11 protein-coding genes and 2 rRNA genes are annotated in these 16,281 nt (G+C 54.8%); 5 read left to right on the forward strand and 8 right to left on the reverse strand.

The genetic code is table 11. From position 1 onward, the window contains the following. Window positions 1–128: 128 nt before the first annotated feature. Complete coding sequence (gene metH, locus AAIG26_RS19330; protein ID WP_343181260.1) at window positions 129–3,815, reverse strand: methionine synthase; 3,687 nt, start codon at window positions 3,813–3,815, stop codon at window positions 129–131. A gap of 243 nt (window positions 3,816–4,058) precedes the next feature. Here metH and AAIG26_RS19335 point away from each other — a divergent pair, with 243 nt between their 5' ends. The 5 genes from AAIG26_RS19335 to AAIG26_RS19355 all read left to right on the forward strand — a co-directional run bounded on the left by AAIG26_RS19335 (window position 4,059) and on the right by AAIG26_RS19355 (window position 7,968). After that, window positions 4,059–4,721 (forward strand): hypothetical protein, encoded by a 663-nt coding sequence (locus tag AAIG26_RS19335; RefSeq protein WP_343181261.1) that lies wholly within the window; start codon window positions 4,059–4,061, stop codon window positions 4,719–4,721. A gap of 123 nt (window positions 4,722–4,844) precedes the next feature. Beyond that, window positions 4,845–5,669, forward strand: a complete 825-nt coding sequence (gene iclR / locus AAIG26_RS19340) for a glyoxylate bypass operon transcriptional repressor IclR (protein WP_343181262.1) — start codon at window positions 4,845–4,847, stop codon at window positions 5,667–5,669. Window positions 5,670–5,727: 58 nt separating this feature from the next. Continuing rightward, window positions 5,728–6,390 carry a CDP-alcohol phosphatidyltransferase family protein gene (locus tag AAIG26_RS19345; protein ID WP_343181263.1) on the forward strand — a complete coding sequence of 221 codons (663 nt, stop codon included), beginning with the start codon at window positions 5,728–5,730 and terminating at the stop codon, window positions 6,388–6,390. Next, window positions 6,387–7,043, forward strand: coding sequence for a lysophospholipid acyltransferase family protein (locus AAIG26_RS19350; RefSeq protein WP_269232665.1), 657 nt, complete (start codon window positions 6,387–6,389; stop codon window positions 7,041–7,043). The genes AAIG26_RS19345 and AAIG26_RS19350 overlap by 4 nt, the downstream gene beginning before the upstream one ends. Further along, window positions 7,036–7,968, forward strand: coding sequence for a phosphatidate cytidylyltransferase (locus tag AAIG26_RS19355; RefSeq protein WP_045511668.1), 933 nt, complete (start codon window positions 7,036–7,038; stop codon window positions 7,966–7,968). Before AAIG26_RS19350 ends, AAIG26_RS19355 begins: the two co-directional genes overlap by 8 nt. A gap of 1 nt (window position 7,969) precedes the next feature. Here the strand turns inward: AAIG26_RS19355 and aceK are convergent, their stop codons facing one another. The 7 genes from aceK to AAIG26_RS19390 all read right to left on the reverse strand — a co-directional run. Next, window positions 7,970–9,718, reverse strand: coding sequence for a bifunctional isocitrate dehydrogenase kinase/phosphatase (gene aceK, locus AAIG26_RS19360; RefSeq protein WP_045511665.1), 1,749 nt, complete (start codon window positions 9,716–9,718; stop codon window positions 7,970–7,972). Between the two features lie 54 nt (window positions 9,719–9,772). Next, window positions 9,773–11,077, reverse strand: a complete 1,305-nt coding sequence (gene aceA, locus AAIG26_RS19365) for an isocitrate lyase (RefSeq protein ID WP_269232668.1) — start codon at window positions 11,075–11,077, stop codon at window positions 9,773–9,775. 156 nt (window positions 11,078–11,233) lie between these two features. Continuing rightward, window positions 11,234–12,835 carry a malate synthase A gene (gene aceB, locus AAIG26_RS19370; RefSeq protein WP_343181264.1) on the reverse strand — a complete coding sequence of 534 codons (1,602 nt, stop codon included), beginning with the start codon at window positions 12,833–12,835 and terminating at the stop codon, window positions 11,234–11,236. A gap of 246 nt (window positions 12,836–13,081) precedes the next feature. Next, window positions 13,082–14,011 (reverse strand): homoserine O-succinyltransferase, encoded by a 930-nt coding sequence (metA, locus tag AAIG26_RS19375; RefSeq protein ID WP_020456077.1) that lies wholly within the window; start codon window positions 14,009–14,011, stop codon window positions 13,082–13,084. 134 nt (window positions 14,012–14,145) lie between these two features. Next, the gene (locus AAIG26_RS19380; RefSeq protein WP_343182139.1) at window positions 14,146–14,814 is read right to left on the reverse strand and encodes a YjaA family stress response protein; all 669 of its coding nucleotides are present in this window, start codon (window positions 14,812–14,814) and stop codon (window positions 14,146–14,148) included. A gap of 100 nt (window positions 14,815–14,914) precedes the next feature. Then, window positions 14,915–15,030, reverse strand: a 5S ribosomal RNA gene (gene rrf / locus AAIG26_RS19385). Between the two features lie 96 nt (window positions 15,031–15,126). Continuing rightward, a 23S ribosomal RNA gene (locus tag AAIG26_RS19390) occupies window positions 15,127–16,281 on the reverse strand; the annotation flags it as partial.

Raw genomic sequence — 16,281 nt, forward strand, 5'->3', positions numbered from 1 at the left:
AAGGGTCTAAGAAAATATCCATTTTTAAGAATGTTCTTAGTTTCAATCTGTATTATGTTTGCTTCACGATAGTTTCGCGAAAATGAAATGGTGAAAAACCAGGGCATTTAAAAAATGCCCTGTTGTGATTAATCCGCGTCGTAACCTAAATTAGACGCCAGCCAGCGCTCAATTTCCGCCACCGACATGCCTTTACGCCGCGCGTAATCTTCCACCTGGTCACGCTGAATCTGCGCTACCGCGAAATATTTACTGTCCGGGTGGCTGAAATACCAGCCGGAAACCGATGCCCCTGGCCACATCGCGTAGGATTCGGTCAGTTTCATCCCGGTATGTTTTTCAACGTCCAGCAACTGCCAGATGGTGCCTTTTTCCGTGTGCTCCGGACAAGCCGGATAGCCCGGTGCCGGGCGAATACCCTGATAATTTTCACGGATCAACTCATCGTTGCTGAGGTTTTCGTTCGGCGCGTAGCCCCAGTACACTTTGCGCACCCGCTCATGCAGGTATTCCGCAAAGGCTTCCGCCAGGCGATCGGCCACCGCTTTCACCATGATTTTATTGTAATCATCGTGCGCGGCGTCATACGCTTGTGCTAACGCGTCCTCTTCAAGACCGCCCGTCACTGCGAATGCGCCAATGTAGTCCGCTTTGCCGCTCTGTTTGGGAGCGACAAAATCCGCCAGGCAGTAGTTCGCAAAACCGACTTTTTCCGTTTGCTGGCGCAGATGGCAACCTACTGTCAGTATCTGCGTGCGGGTTTCGTCACGGTAGATTTCGACATCGTCGCCAACGCGGTTAGCCGGGAAAAGCCCGACCACGCCGCGCGGGTTGAGCAGCTTTTCCGCACTCAGTTTATCGAGCATCTCGTTGGCATCGGCAAACAGACGTTTCGCCTCTTCCCCCACCACCTCATCTTCAAGGATGCGCGGATATTTCCCGGCCAGCGACCAGGTCATAAAGAATGGCGTCCAGTCGATGTAATTGCGCAGCGTCTCGATGCTGGCAGTAACTTCCTGCACGCCCAGGCGATGCGCGACCGGCGGAGTATAACTTTCCCAGTCAAACGCGAGATCGTTCTCCCGTGCGGCCTGCAACGTGACTGGCGGCGTACGCGGTTTTTTCCGCGCATGCTGGATACGTACGGTTTCATACTCTTTGCGGGTACGGGCAACAAACTCATCGTGCTGCGTATCCGAAAGCAGAGCAGACACCACACCTACGGTACGCGAGGCGTTTTGCACATACACCGTCGGCCCACTATAGTTCTGTTCGATTTTCACTGCCGTGTGCGCTTTCGATGTGGTCGCACCGCCAATCAGCAACGGAATGGTGAACCCCTGGCGTTCCATCTCTTTCGCCACGTTGACCATTTCATCGAGCGACGGCGTAATCAATCCGGAAAGACCAATCAGGTCAGCCTTCTCTTCGCGGGCAGTTTTCAGGATTTTATCGGCGGGCACCATCACGCCGAGGTCGATAATTTCGTAGTTGTTGCATTGCAGCACGACGCCCACGATATTTTTGCCGATGTCGTGGACATCGCCTTTCACAGTGGCGATCACCATTTTGCCGTTGCTGCTGCCCTTCTCTTTGCTGGCTTCGATATACGGTTCCAGATACGCCACGGCCTGTTTCATCACGCGGGCGGATTTCACCACCTGCGGCAGGAACATTTTGCCCTCGCCGAACAGATCGCCCACCACGTTCATGCCGTCCATTAACGGCCCTTCGATCACCTCGATCGGGCGAGCGGCCTGCTGACGCGCCTCTTCGGTATCGAACTCGATAAATTCGGTGATGCCTTTTACCAGTGAATATTCGAGACGTTTTTTCACATCCCAGTTGCGCCACTCCGCCTGCTGCGCGTTCGCCCCTTCATCGGCGGCTTTGCTGCCGCGGTATTTTTCCGCCAGATCCAGCATGCGCTCGGTCGCATCATCGCGGCGGTTAAGGATCACATCCTCAACGCCGTCGCGCAGCTCGGCAGGCAAATCATCGTAAATCGCCAGTTGTCCGGCGTTGACGATGCCCATGTCCATGCCGTTACGAATGGCGTAATACAGGAACACGGCATGGATCGCTTCACGCACCGGGTCGTTGCCGCGAAACGAGAACGAAACGTTGGAAACACCGCCGGAAATCAGCGCATGCGGCAGTTCGCGTTTGATATCTTCACACGCGCCGATAAAGTCCTGCGCGTAGTTGTTGTGCTCTTCAATACCCGTTGCCACGGCGAAGATATTCGGATCGAAGATAATGTCTTCCGGCGGGAAACCCACCTCTTCGGTCAGAATTTTATAGGCGCGACGGCAAATTTCGATTTTCCGCGCGCGCGTATCCGCCTGACCGATTTCGTCAAAGGCCATTACCACCACGGCGGCGCCATAACGCCGCACCAGTTTTGCGTGGTGAATAAATGGCTCAACGCCCTCTTTCATCGAAATTGAGTTAACGATGCCCTTGCCCTGGATACATTTCAGCCCTTTTTCGATCACCTCCCATTTTGAGGAGTCGATCATGATCGGCACGCGGGCAATGTCCGGCTCACCGGCAATCAGGTTGAGGAAACGCACCATCGCCGCTTCGGCGTCGAGCATTCCTTCATCCATATTGATGTCGATGATCTGCGCGCCGCTTTCCACCTGCTGGCGGGCCACATCCAGCGCTTCGGCGTATTTCTCTTCTTTGATCAGGCGCTTAAATTTGGCGGAACCAGTGACGTTGGTACGTTCGCCAACGTTCACAAACAGGCTGTCGTCGCCAATGTTGAGCGGCTCCAGACCCGCGAGGCGGCAAGCAACCGGCACCTCCGGTAGCTGACGCGGCGGCACGCCTTCGACCGCGCGGCTCATGGCGGCGATATGCTCTGGTGTGGTACCGCAGCAGCCGCCGACAATGTTCAGAAAACCGGCTTGCGCCCACTCGCCGATTTGCACCGCCATGGTGTCGGCATCGAGATCATATTCACCAAAGGCGTTAGGCAGGCCAGCGTTCGGGTGCGCGGTGACATAGCATTCGGCGATACGGGAAAGTTCCTGCACATACTGGCGCAGTTCATCCGGCCCCAGCGCGCAGTTCAGGCCGAAGGTGAGCGCATCGGCGTGGCGCAGAGAGTTGTAAAACGCTTCGGTGGTCTGGCCGGAGAGCGTACGCCCGGAGGCGTCGGTAATGGTGCCGGAAATCATGATCGGCAGCTCAACGCCCAGCGCGTCAAACTCCGCTTTTACTGCAAAGATCGCCGCTTTGGCGTTAAGCGTATCGAACACGGTTTCGATCAGGATCAGATCCGATCCCCCTTCCACCAGCGCTTTGGTGGATTCGCGATAAGCGGTGACCAGCTGATCGAAAGTGATATTGCGAAACGCCGGGTCGTTAACGTCCGGTGAGATTGAGGCAGTGCGGTTAGTCGGGCCGAGCACACCCGCGACATAACGCGGTTTATCCGGCGTTTGCGCCGTCCATTTGTCGGCGCTGGCACGTGCCAGTTTGGCAGCAGCGAAGTTGATTTCCGCCGACAGGGATTCCATCTGGTAATCCGCCATGGCGATTGTCGTTGAGTTAAAAGTGTTGGTTTCGATGATATCCGCGCCCGCCGCAAAGTAGGCGTCATGGATCGCGCTTATCACCTCCGGCTTGCTGAGCACCAGCAAGTCGTTGTTACCTTTAAGATCGCAGGGCCAGTCGGCGAAACGCTCGCCGCGAAAATCCTGCTCACTCAGACGATAGCTCTGGATCATGGTGCCCATGCCCCCATCCAGAACCAGAATTCTTTTGCTTAACTGCTGCTTCAGTTGCTCAACTTTGCTGCTCACACGTGCTCCCGACAATGCTCAACCAGGCCAAAAGGCCAGCAGGACATACTGGCATAAAGTGGCAGAGCGGAAAAGCGACGCGGGGTGAACATGAGAGATGCTCACGTAACGCCACTAAGCCTGATGGCTGCACCAGCCCATAACCTTTTCAGTGCGATGACGGTTCAAGTTTTCAGGCCAGATTGCCGATGTATGCTAAAACCTTCTGCCCTCTTACAGGCACACCGACTTACGGAACCTATTATGTCGTTTTTGACGTCTCTTTTTGGCCATAAGAAACCTCGCCTCACCGACCTGCAACTCAACATTGCCGGGTGGCAATTGTATGAGAGCGGTGACACCAGCATGGCATGGTCCACACCAGAACAAAGCGCGGTGCGCCTTCAGCTCCACGCCCCTGTGCAGTGGCCTTTTGCATTGCATGATATTGCCGCCGCCACACAGTATTGGCAGCAAGAAACTGCAAAGATTGGCGGCGCATTACTGGAGCTAACGGCGCTCAATATAGAGGGAATGGCGGCGTTGCAGGGCACGTTTAAATATCGCGATCCCACACCGGGTTCACTCGGGATGTATTTTGTCGCGATTATCTGGCTCCCTGTAAAACAAGGTCTTTTCCAGATCAATGCTGAAGCGGTAGAAAAAGGGAACACCGGCTTTCGCGAAGCGGTGGTAATGGATTTACAACTTAAGCAGGGCAACATACCGCCCACTACCGACGAACCCGAACTTCTCGACTCTGCCGACGCGCTCTTCGCCAAATTGCGGGAAAGTGAGCTGCGTTGCCTGCCGAGCGACGATCGTCAATATGATGAGATGTTTCCGGAGCATCCACTGAGCCAGGTAAGACGAACCATTGCGCTTTGTGCTCAACATATACAGTTGGCGAAACACGTGCGCCAATAAAGAAGCTGTATCCGGCATTTTCGTTCTGTTTTGCGCGAACTCATCCGATCAGTCTGCCAGGGAGTTGCGTTATACTCAATCAAAACGAAAATGATTTCCACGATACAGAAAAAGGAGCCAGTCATGGCCACTTCCGTTCCCGCTAAACGAGGCAGAAAAGCCACAGCCCCGGCCGCTCCGGCGGGCGGGCAAGTCCAGTCATTGACCCGCGGCCTGAAACTGCTGGAATGGATTGCCGAGTCTCATGGCAGCGTCGCCCTTACCGAACTGGCGCAACAGGCCGGTTTGCCCAACTCGACCACCCATCGCTTACTCACCACCATGCAACAGCTAGGATTCGTTCGCCAGGTGGGCGAGCTGGGCCACTGGTCGGTAGGCGCACATGCGTTTATCGTCGGCAGCAGTTTCCTGCAAAGCCGCAACCTGATGGCGATTGTTCACCCCATTCTGCGCAACTTAATGGAAGAGTCCGGCGAAACCGTGAATCTCGCGGTGCTGGATAAGAGCGACCATCAGGCCATCATTATCGATCAGGTGCAGTGTACGCAGTTGATGCGCATGTCCGCGCCGATTGGCGGCAAACTGCCGATGCATGCTTCCGGCGCGGGAAAAGCGTTTTTGTCGCGCCTGAGCGATGAGCAAGTAGGCAGTTTGCTGCACCGCCAGGGGCTGCATGCGTACACCCATGCCACGCTGATATCGCCGGTACACCTGAAAGAAGATCTCGCCCAGACGCGTAAACGCGGCTACTCCTTTGACGACGAAGAGCACGCGCTGGGGCTGCGCTGCGTAGCGGCGTGCATTTTTGACGAACACGGCGAACCCTTCGCCGCGATTTCCATCTCCGGGCCTATCTCACGCATCACCGATGACCGCGTGACCGAGCTGGGCGCGATGGTGATCCGTGGCGCGAAAGAAGTGACACTGGCGTACGGGGGAATGCGTTAACTTCCAAAAGGTTATATAGTGGACGTCCAATTTTTATCCACTCACCGGAATGACATATATGACCAAGGATGTTCACGATCGCCGTCCAGTAAAGACGCGCAATTCCGCCTGGGCGGCTTCGGCTGCCCGTTACCTGCGCCAAAAAGGCTACACGCCCAACACCATTTCCGTATTCAGTATTTTTTTTGCACTTCTCGCTGGTCTCTGTTTTTTTACCGTCTGGCACAGTGACAATACGCTGCTGCAACGCGGCCTGCTGCTATTAGCTATTGTCGGTATTCAGGGGCGGCTTATCTGTAATTTGCTCGATGGCATGGTAGCCGTAGAGGGCGGTCTGCGCAGCCCGGCGGGTGCTGTCTTTAACGAACTACCGGATCGCATTTCTGACAGCGTACTGTTCCTTGGCGCTGGCTACGGTCTGGTGCAAGTGACTGGAGGGGTTGAGCTGGGCTGGGCGGCGTCTTTATTTGCGCTTTTTACCGCTTATGTACGCTTGCTTGGCGGCACCTGCGGCCTGGCGCAACAATTTAGCGGCCCAATGGCCAAACAACACCGAATGGCGCTGCTGACTGCTGCGACGGTTATCGCCATCATCCTGCCGCAGTGGGGGGAGCTGCTGCTGCTCTGCACACTGGCGTTAATTGCCCTTGGTGCAGCCTGGACGACAGTTCGCCGTACCCGTCGAATCATCTCTACATTGAAGCAGGAGAAGGCATCATGAAGCTGCATTTTTCTGTCGATAAGACCATTGTCAGAGCCTTTTTCGTTATGCTTTGCCGCCTGTTAACCGGCGTGAAAGCTTTTTGGCGCACCTTGCCACAGCCGGATCGCGCCACCATTTATTACGCCAACCATAGCAGCCACCTCGATGGTCTGGTTATTTGGGCGAGCTTTCCACGTGCGTTGCGCAATAGCGTACATCCGGTCGCCGCGGCGGATTACTGGAACAAAACAGCGCTTCGTCGCTACCTTGCTACGCGCATTTTTAACGCCATTCTGGTTGAACGGAGTAGCCCGGCTTCAGCCGCCAAAGAGACGGTAAAGCAGCGCGATCCGCTACAACCACTGATGGAAAAGCTGGAACAAGGCCATTCGTTGATCTTCTTTCCTGAAGGTACGCGCGGCTCCGGTGATGAAGTCGCCAGTTTTAAAAGCGGGCTTTATCACTTAACACAGCGCCTGCCAGCAGTGCAGCTGATCCCGGTGTGGCTGGAAAATATGAATCGTGTACTGCCGAAAGGTTCACGTCTGGTGGTACCGATTATCTGCACGGCAACGTTTGGCGAGCCATTGCCAGCGGTTACGGACGACGAAACGAAAAAGGAATTTTTAGACCGCGCCAGGTGTGCGCTGGAGGCACTTGCCCATGATTAATGTCGATTCCGATCTGCGCCTGCTACTGAGCGGGCTTTTCGGTCTGCTGACCGTCGCCAGTGTTATTGGTTTTTTGCTATCGCGCCGCTATCAAAACGCCACGATAGCTAACCTTAACGCGCGGATCCGCGCCTGGTGGTTGATGTGTACCGTTTCAGTCATCGCCATGCTGGTTGGCCCCATCGGTTCAGTTGTGCTGTTTGCGTTGATGTCGTTCTTCGCGCTACGCGAATGTATCACTCTAATGCCCACTCGCCGGGGCGATCATGAAGCACTGTTTTGGTGTTTCTTTATCATTCTTCCGGTGCAATACGTGCTGGTTGGCATCCAGTGGTATTCGGTGTTTGTGATTTTTATCCCGGTCTACGCCTTCTTGTTTATTCCGGCACGAGTGGCTATCGCGGGTGATACACAGCACTTTCTTGAACGCAGCGCAAAAATCCAGTGGAGCCTGATGATGGCGGTCTACTGTGTTAGCCATGCGCCTGCGCTGCTGATGTTGTCCATTCCGGGCTACAGTGGTGAAAATATCAAGCTGGTGCTGTTTATGATGATTGTTGTGCAGATTTCCGACGTGCTGCAATACGTCTTCGGTAAGCTGTGCGGCAAGCGCCCTATTGTGCCGAAACTCAGCCCGAACAAAACGGTAGAAGGCTTTGTGGGCGGTATCCTCAGCGCCAGTCTGGTCGGCGCGGGGCTGTGGTGGATCACACCGTTTAACCCGTGGCAGGCTTTTGTTATTTCCCTGCTGATTACGCTGCTCGGCTTCCTCGGCGGTTTGTGTATGTCGGCGATTAAACGCGATCGCGGCGTGAAGGATTTCGGTGCAATGCTCGAAGGGCACGGCGGCATGATGGACAGGATTGATTCTCTCTGCTTTGCCGCCCCGATCTTCTTCCATGTGGTGAGATATTACTTCACCTGATTTACCCCGCCTGCCGCAGCGCGCCTGCGCCAAAGCGTACGCTGAAACGCTGGCGTTTGCGGTAGGCATAAACATCTTCGACATGCCCTTCGCGGATGCGCGCCTGCAATCCGCGCCAGTAATCGGCACGCAGTAGATCGGCATGCATCTCTTCGAATAGCGGACCGATTTCCGGATCGGCACACAACCAGTGGCGAAACTCCTGCGGGAAGACATCGCCTGGCGACACGCTGTACCACGGTTCGGCGCTAAGCTCATCTTCCGGGTAACGCGGCGCGGGAATGTCGCGGAAATTCACTTCGGTCATGTAACAAATTTCGTCGTAATCGTAGAACACCACGCGCCCGTGACGGGTGACGCCGAAGTTCTTAAACAGCATGTCGCCGGGGAAAATATTGGCGGCGGCAAGCTGGCGAATGGCGTTGCCATACTCCTCTACCGCGTCGCGCAATTGCTGACCTTTAACCTGCTCGAACCACAGATTGAGCGGCACCATACGCCGCTCAATATAGAGATGGCTGATGACGATGCGATCGCCGAGATCGGTGATTTTGCCTGGCGCTTGTTCCAGCAAAAGCGCCATGAGCGCCGGGGCAATCTGCCGTTTTTCCAGCACAAAGTTTTCAAACTCTTGTGTATCAGCCATACGCCCCACGCGGTCATGCTCTTTGACCAGTTGATAGCAGGCACGAACGTGCGCGGCGCTCATCTCTTTTTGCGGGGGAAAGACATCTTTGATCACCTTAAATACCCGGTCAAAACCGGGCAACGTAAACACCAGCATCACCATGCCGCGAATGCCTGGCGCTTCAATAAACTGCTCATTGCTGGCGTTGATGTAATTTAAATATTCGCGGTAACTTTCCGTTTTGCCGTGTTTCTGGCAACCAATTGCCATATACAGTTCAGCAGTGGTTTTACCGGGCAGGATCTCGCGCAGCCACTCGACTGTCGCGGCGGGCAGCGGGGCGTAAACCATAAAATAGGAGCGGGCAAAACCAAACACGATGCTGGCTTCCGCCGATGTGGTCAGACAGGTATCGACAAACAGCTCACCGTCATCGCTGCGGTGAAGCGGCAACAAGAACGGCAGCGTAGCCGACGGGGTAATAAGCTTGCCCACCAGCCAGGCGGCCTTGTTGCGGTAAAACAACTCGTTCGCCACCTGCAAGTGAGAGTGAGCAAGGGTTTCGCTGCCAAACGCTTCCTGCAAATGTGCGGTGATATAACTCACGTCACGCGCTTTATCCTGCCACGGCAGGCGCAGCGGCAAATCCGACAGCACTTTGGTCAACAGCGCTTCCCAGCCGCGTTCCGGCCAGAATGCTTTGGCTAACGGGCGCGGGATGGTGCGAAAGCGGCGTTCCGGTTGCGAGCTAAAGATAAACAACCGTTCGGGCGTGAGAGAGCGGTGATCGAACAGCCGGCAATAGACTGAATTAAAGAAACTTTCGGCGATTTCAAAGCGGGGATAATCCGGCAGCAGTTGCGTGTAGTGCTCTTTGACGCGCAGCAAAAACGCGGCGTCCGGACTTTGGCTGTCGGTGATGCAACGCAGTTGCTCGACGACCAGGCCAACATGGTGATCATAAAGGTGAATGCGCTGTTTCATCGCCTGCTGAACAGCATGCCAGTCGGCTTGTTCAAAGCGCTGTTGCGCGCCGGAGGTCACTTCCAGAAAACGACCATACTGGGCATCAAAGCCTTGCAGGATGGTTTGGGCAATCAACAGTTCCAGACCACGCGACATCGTATTCCCCAGGCATTAGCCCGGCAGGCAAATTGCTACCGGGCAGATTGACGATTAGAACTGAGCTTCTTCCGTTGAACCCGTCAACGCCGTTACCGACGAGGCGCCGCCCTGAATAATGGTGGTGACTTTGTCGAAGTAACCGGTACCCACTTCCTGCTGGTGAGAAACGAAGGTGTAGCCCTCTTTGCCTGCGGCGAACTCTGGCTGCTGCACTTTTTCGACGTAGTGCTTCATCCCTTCGCCCTGCGCGTACGCGTGGGCTAAATCGAACATGTTGAACCACATGCTGTGGATGCCCGCGAGGGTGATGAACTGGAACTTGTACCCCATATCTGACAGCTCCTGCTGGAAGCGGGAGATGGTGTTGTCATCAAGGTTCTTTTTCCAGTTAAACGACGGCGAGCAGTTGTACGCCAGCAGCTTACCAGGGTATTTCGCGTGGATCGCATCGGCGAAACGGCGCGCCAGGTTCAGGTCTGGCGTGGAGGTTTCACACCACACCAGATCGGCATACGGCGCGTAAGCCAGACCGCGGCTGATCGCCTGCTCAATGCCCGCATGGGTGCGGTAAAAGCCTTCGCTGGTGCGTTCGCCGGTGATAAACGCGCTGTCATACGGGTCGCAATCTGAGGTAATCAGATCGGCGGCATCGGCATCGGTGCGCGCCACCAACAGCGTCGGAACACCCATTACATCCGCCGCCAGACGCGCCGCCACCAGTTTCTGCACCGCTTCTTGCGTTGGCACTAACACTTTGCCACCCATATGGCCGCATTTTTTCACCGACGCGAGCTGATCTTCGAAATGTACTGCCGCCGCACCGGCTTCAATCATCGATTTCATCAGCTCAAACGCGTTCAGTACGCCACCAAAACCCGCTTCGGCATCTGCGACGATCGGCAGGAAGTAGTCGACAAAGCGCGGGTCACCTGGCTCAATACCGGAAGACCACTGAATTTGATCGGCGCGACGAAACGTATTATTGATGCGTTCAACCACTGACGGCACGGAGTTTGCCGGATAGAGCGACTGGTCCGGGTACATGCTGGCGGCGAGGTTAGCATCTGCCGCCACCTGCCAGCCGGAGAGATACACCGCTTCGATTCCCGCTTTCGCCTGCTGCAGCGCCTGCCCACCCGTCAGTGCGCCAAGGCTGTTGATGTACCCTTTTTTCGATTCGCCATGCAGCAAGCGCCACATTTTCGCCGCGCCCAGTTGCGCCAGCGTGCATTCCGGGTTGACCGAGCCGCGTAACTTCACCACATCTTCCGCGCTATAAGGGCGGCGAATGCCTTCCCAGCGCGGCTGCGTCCACTCTTTTTGTAATTCTTCGATTTGTTGGGTACGGGTTTTCATATACAGATGCTCCATATTCTTCTCCTGGCTCGCCAGGCGTTATTGGTGAAGGCAGTTTGGCCACGACCAGCGCACGAAAACCGAAACGTGCTGGTGATACGTAAGGATGTTGAGCACTGTCCAGGGCCAAATTGGCGAACAAAATAGTCCGGGCGATTACGCCAGCAGGCGGTAGCCAGGCAACGTTAAGAAGTCGATCAGCTCATCAGAGGTGGTGATCTGCTCCATCAGGCGCGCGGCATCGTTAAAACGCCCGCTGCTGAAACGGTGCTCACCCAGCTCTTCCTGAATAACCAGCATCTCTTCGGCCAGCATCTGGCGGAACAGCGCTTTAGTGACCGGCTTGCCGTTGCTCAGCGTTTTTTCGTGGTGGATCCACTGCCAGATTGAGGTACGGGAGATTTCCGCCGTGGCAGCATCTTCCATCAGCCCGTAGATCGGCACGCAGCCATTGCCGGAGATCCACGCTTCGATGTACTGCACCGCGACGCGGATATTGGCGCGCATGCCCTCTTCGGTGCGCTCGCCTTCACAAGGTGCCAGCAGATCTTCTGCGGTGATCGGCGCATCGTCTTCACGGCTGACAAAGAGTTGGTTTTTGTGTTCGCCCAGCGCCGCGTTGAATACCTCCATGACCGTGTCGCCAAGACCCGGATGCGCAATCCAAGTGCCATCGTGGCCGTTATTCGCTTCGAGCTGTTTATCGGCTTTCACTTTGTTCAGCACCCAGTTGTTACGTTCGGTGTCTTTACTGGGGATGAACGCCGCCATACCGCCCATCGCGAAAGCGCCGCGACGATGGCAGGTTTTGATCAGCAGACGTGAATAGGCACTGAGGAACGGTTTATCCATCGTCACCACCTGGCGGTCAGGCAACACGCGATCCGGGTAGTTTTTCAGCGTCTTGATGTAGCTGAAGATGTAATCCCAGCGTCCGCAGTTCAGGCCAACAATATGGTCGCGCAGCGCGTGCAGGATCTCATCCATCTGGAATACCGCGGGCAAGGTTTCAATCAGCAGCGTGGCTTTGATGGTGCCGCGCGGCAAATTGAAACGATCCTCGGTAAAGCTGAAGACTTCGCTCCACCATGCAGCTTCTTGCCATGACTGCGTTTTCGGCAGGTAGAAATAGGGGCCGCTGCCTTTGGCGAGCAGATTTTTGTGGTTGTGGAAAAAGTAGAGCGCGAAATCGAACAGGCTGCCCGGAATGGCCTCGTCGCGCCAGGTGACGTGTTTTTCCGGCAGGTGTAAACCACGCACACGGCAAATCAGCACCGCCGGGTTTGGCTTCAGTTGGTAGATTTTGCCCGCTTCGTTGGTGTAGCTGATGGTGCCGTTGACGGCATCGCGCAGGTTGATCTGCCCGTCGATCACTTTGTCCCAGTTTGGTGCCAGCGAATCTTCAAAATCCGCCATGAACACCTTCACATTGGCATTCAGCGCGTTGATCACCATTTTGCGTTCAACCGGCCCGGTAATTTCAACGCGGCGGTCCAGCAGATCGTCGGGAATTCCCCGGATCGTCCAGGCACCTTCGCGAATGGAAGCTGTTTCCGAAATAAAATCAGGCAACGTACCGGCATCGATCTGTTGCTGCTGATGCACGCGCGCGGCCAGCAGTTGATTGCGCTTTGGCGTAAAGCGGGTGACCAGCTCGCTCAGGAATTCCACGGCTGCCGGGGTGAGAATCTGCTTCTCTTGTTCACCGTGCGGTCGCGTAAAGGCCAGTTCATCGGTTGTTGTCGCCTGTTGTGTCATGGTGCGATTCCTCTTTTTTGCAGCAAAGACATTTCCCAATGCCAACGAAGATCGGGTGTGCAGTTTTCGTTCAGCAGGATCAATCCTGGCTAATAATTTTTCCAAAATCAAAAACAATTTCCATTTTTAAATTAAAATGGAAATAACCATTTGATAAAAAAGAGGTTATAGTTTTATTGTGTTGAGAAGTGATTTTCGCAAATAAAAAAGGCACCCGAAGGTGCCTGTAATAAGGGGCTGAAACGCTTAATCCAGCGTCGGATTCATATGGCTCAGATCGTATGGCGTGATCTGGTAGACGTAGTAATTGAGCCAGTTGATAAACAGCAAATTGCCATGGCTGCGCCAGGATGCTCGTGGTTTATTCTGCGGATCGTCATGAGGAAAATAGTTGTGCGGTAGCGCCGGACTTAGCCCGGCATCCACATCGCGGAAGAACTCGTCTGCCAGTGTGTTGGCATCATATTCCGGATGGCCGGTAACGAAGGCGATACGTTTGTCTTTGCTGGCGAACAGGTAGGCGTCGCCCTCTTCCGTCTGGGCGAGGATCTCTAAATCGGTGTAGTCGCGGATCAATGCAGCCGGGAAATCGGCGTAACGCGAATGCGGCGCCAGAAAAACATCATCAAAACCACGCGTCAGCAATGCGTGAGGATGAAGGATGTGGTGTTCGTATACGCCGGAGAGTTTTTCGGTGCGGGTCTGTTTGGGGATGCCATAAAGGATATTTAACGCGGCTTGTACCGCCCAACAGACAAACAGGGTGGAGGTGACATGATCTTTTGCCCACTCCAGAACTTGCTCGATTTGCGGCCAGTAGGCCACGTCGTTAAATTCAACTAAGCCTAATGGCGCACCGGTGACGATCAGGCCATCGTAGTTTTCATCACGGATGTCATCGAAATTACAGTAAAAGGTATTGAGGTGCTCGGCCGGTGTGTTGCGTGATTCACGCGAGTCAATACGCAGCAGGCGCACATCAACTTGTAGCGGTGAGTTTGACAGCAAGCGCAGGAACTGGTTTTCCGTCTCAATCTTCTTTGGCATCAGATTGAGGATCAGCACCTTCAGTGGGCGAATTTCCTGCACTGTTGCGCGCGATGTCGTCATCACAAAGACATTCTCATCACGCAAGAAATTGACGGCTGGCAGCTCGTCCTGCACCCGAATCGGCATATCTTATACCCTCACTGCATACGTTTAAACGTTTAGACATCCAGATAGCCGAAGATACCCAGGAATCGGCAAAATGTCGAGTCCGCAAGTGAAAGGTGAGAAAGTTTCACGTCGCGGCCTGTGTAGCATTGATATTAGCTAATGATTTTCGGTTTGTTATCGCGCTGAGAGGGAGGCATTTTCGATTGGCTCAGTGCTGCCAGTACGTGTTGATCGCTAAGCGGTGTCTGACTGGCAACGACCTGCGGGTAACGGCATCGGCCTTGCGAAGCGCCAAAAGTCATTTCAAGAATGGCACGCTCTTCGACGGGCGATAAGCCGCCTTCATTCATTTCCAGCGCATGCGCGAGGATAGCTAAACGCCCCATGCCCGGAAGTGCGTGCCAGAATGCGCGCGGTGCAACTTGCAGAATCAAATCTTGTAATAGCTTTTCCGCCGGGAAAAAGTCTGCGATGAGTATTCGCTGGTTACTGAAGGTTTGGCTACCCGATACCTGCTGCTGAGTCTGGAGGTTACGCACAACCATGCGATTTTTATAAAGCTGGACGTACAGAACGATCATTGAGATGTCCTTCAGCGATAAATGGAGCTGAAACAATAGCAAAAAAGCCCCGCGCTTTCGCATGAGGCTTTGTTCCGGACAGGCAGTCACGCCTGTTGTGCGCTGGATCCGGAGGCGGGCTGCTTTTTCCGCCACGCACAGAGGGACTGCTGAAAACCGGTGACCGGCAATCAGCATCCGGCATCCAGCATCCAGCATCCAGCATCCAGCATCCAGCATCCAGCATCCAGCATCCAGCATCCAGCATCCAGCATCCAGCATCCAGCATCGCAGGGTGTGGGTTCACAGCGCAGAAACGCAAAAAGGCCATCCGTCAGGATGGCCTCTTCACTTGTTTGATGCCTGGCAGTTCCCTACTCTCGCATGGGGAGACCCCACACTACCATCGGCGCTACGGCGTTTCACTTCTGAGTTCGGCATGGGGTCAGGTGGGACCACCGCGCTACTGCCGCCAGGCAAATTCTGTTGTCAGACCGTTCTCACGCCCCGACATAATCTGTATCAGGCTGAAAATCTTCTCTGTTTCTCACGCCAAAACACCTTCGGCGTTGTAAGGTTAAGCCTCACGGTTCATTAGTACCGGTTAGCTCAACGCATCGCTGCGCTTACACACCCGGCCTATCAACGTCGTCGTCTTCAACGTTCCTTCAGGAGACTTAAAGTCTCAGGGAGAACTCATCTCGGGGCAAGTTTCGTGCTTAGATGCTTTCAGCACTTATCTCTTCCGCATTTAGCTACCGGGCAGTGCCATTGGCATGACAACCCGAACACCAGTGATGCGTCCACTCCGGTCCTCTCGTACTAGGAGCAGCCCCCCTCAATTCTCCAGCGCCCACGGCAGATAGGGACCGAACTGTCTCACGACGTTCTAAACCCAGCTCGCGTACCACTTTAAATGGCGAACAGCCATACCCTTGGGACCTACTTCAGCCCCAGGATGTGATGAGCCGACATCGAGGTGCCAAACACCGCCGTCGATATGAACTCTTGGGCGGTATCAGCCTGTTATCCCCGGAGTACCTTTTATCCGTTGAGCGATGGCCCTTCCATTCAGAACCACCGGATCACTATGACCTGCTTTCGCACCTGCTCGCGCCGTCACGCTCGCAGTCAAGCCAGCTTATGCCATTGCACTAACCTCCTGATGTCCGACCAGGATTAGCTGACCTTCGTGCTCCTCCGTTACGCTTTAGGAGGAGACCGCCCCAGTCAAACTACCCACCAGACACTGTCCGCAACCCGGATCACGGGTCCACGTTAGAACACCAGCCATTAAAGGGTGGTATTTCAAGGGCGGCTCCACGCAGACTGGCGTCCACGCTTCAAAGCCTCCCACCTATCCTACACATCAAGGACCAGTGTTCAGTGTCAAGCTATAGTAAAGGTTCACGGGGTCTTTCCGTCTTGCCGCGGGTACACTGCATCTTCACAGCGAGTTCAATTTCACTGAGTCTCGGGTGGAGACAGCCTGGCCATCATTACGCCATTCGTGCAGGTCGGAACTTACCCGACAAGGAATTTCGCTACCTTAGGACCGTTATAGTTACGGCCGCCGTTTACCGGGGCTTCGATCAAGAGCTTCTCCTTACGGATGACCCCATCAATTAACCTTCCGGCACCGGGCAGGCGTCACACCGTATACGTCCACTTTCGTGTTTGCACAGTGCTGTGTTTTTAATAAACAGTTGCAGCCAGCTGGTATCTTCG

Origin of the sequence: Kosakonia sp. PSU_27 (assembly GCF_039409795.1) — a bacterium.
Lineage (GTDB): Bacteria > Pseudomonadota > Gammaproteobacteria > Enterobacterales > Enterobacteriaceae > Kosakonia.

Excerpts from the sequence above, each read along its gene's own strand:
- iclR (WP_343181262.1), top strand. The coding sequence starts at position 4,845 with ATGGCCACTTCCGTTCCCGCTAAACGAGGCAGAAAAGCCACAGCCCCG.
- AAIG26_RS19380 (WP_343182139.1), bottom strand. The coding sequence starts at position 14,814 with ATGCTGGATGCTGGATGCTGGATGCTGGATGCTGGATGCTGGATGCTG.
- AAIG26_RS19350 (WP_269232665.1), top strand. The coding sequence starts at position 6,387 with ATGAAGCTGCATTTTTCTGTCGATAAGACCATTGTCAGAGCCTTTTTC.
- AAIG26_RS19345 (WP_343181263.1), top strand. The coding sequence starts at position 5,728 with ATGACCAAGGATGTTCACGATCGCCGTCCAGTAAAGACGCGCAATTCC.
- AAIG26_RS19335 (WP_343181261.1), top strand. The coding sequence starts at position 4,059 with ATGTCGTTTTTGACGTCTCTTTTTGGCCATAAGAAACCTCGCCTCACC.
- aceA (WP_269232668.1), bottom strand. The coding sequence starts at position 11,077 with ATGAAAACCCGTACCCAACAAATCGAAGAATTACAAAAAGAGTGGACG.
- aceK (WP_045511665.1), bottom strand. The coding sequence starts at position 9,718 with ATGTCGCGTGGTCTGGAACTGTTGATTGCCCAAACCATCCTGCAAGGC.
- aceB (WP_343181264.1), bottom strand. The coding sequence starts at position 12,835 with ATGACACAACAGGCGACAACAACCGATGAACTGGCCTTTACGCGACCG.
- AAIG26_RS19355 (WP_045511668.1), top strand. The coding sequence starts at position 7,036 with ATGATTAATGTCGATTCCGATCTGCGCCTGCTACTGAGCGGGCTTTTC.
- metA (WP_020456077.1), bottom strand. The coding sequence starts at position 14,011 with ATGCCGATTCGGGTGCAGGACGAGCTGCCAGCCGTCAATTTCTTGCGT.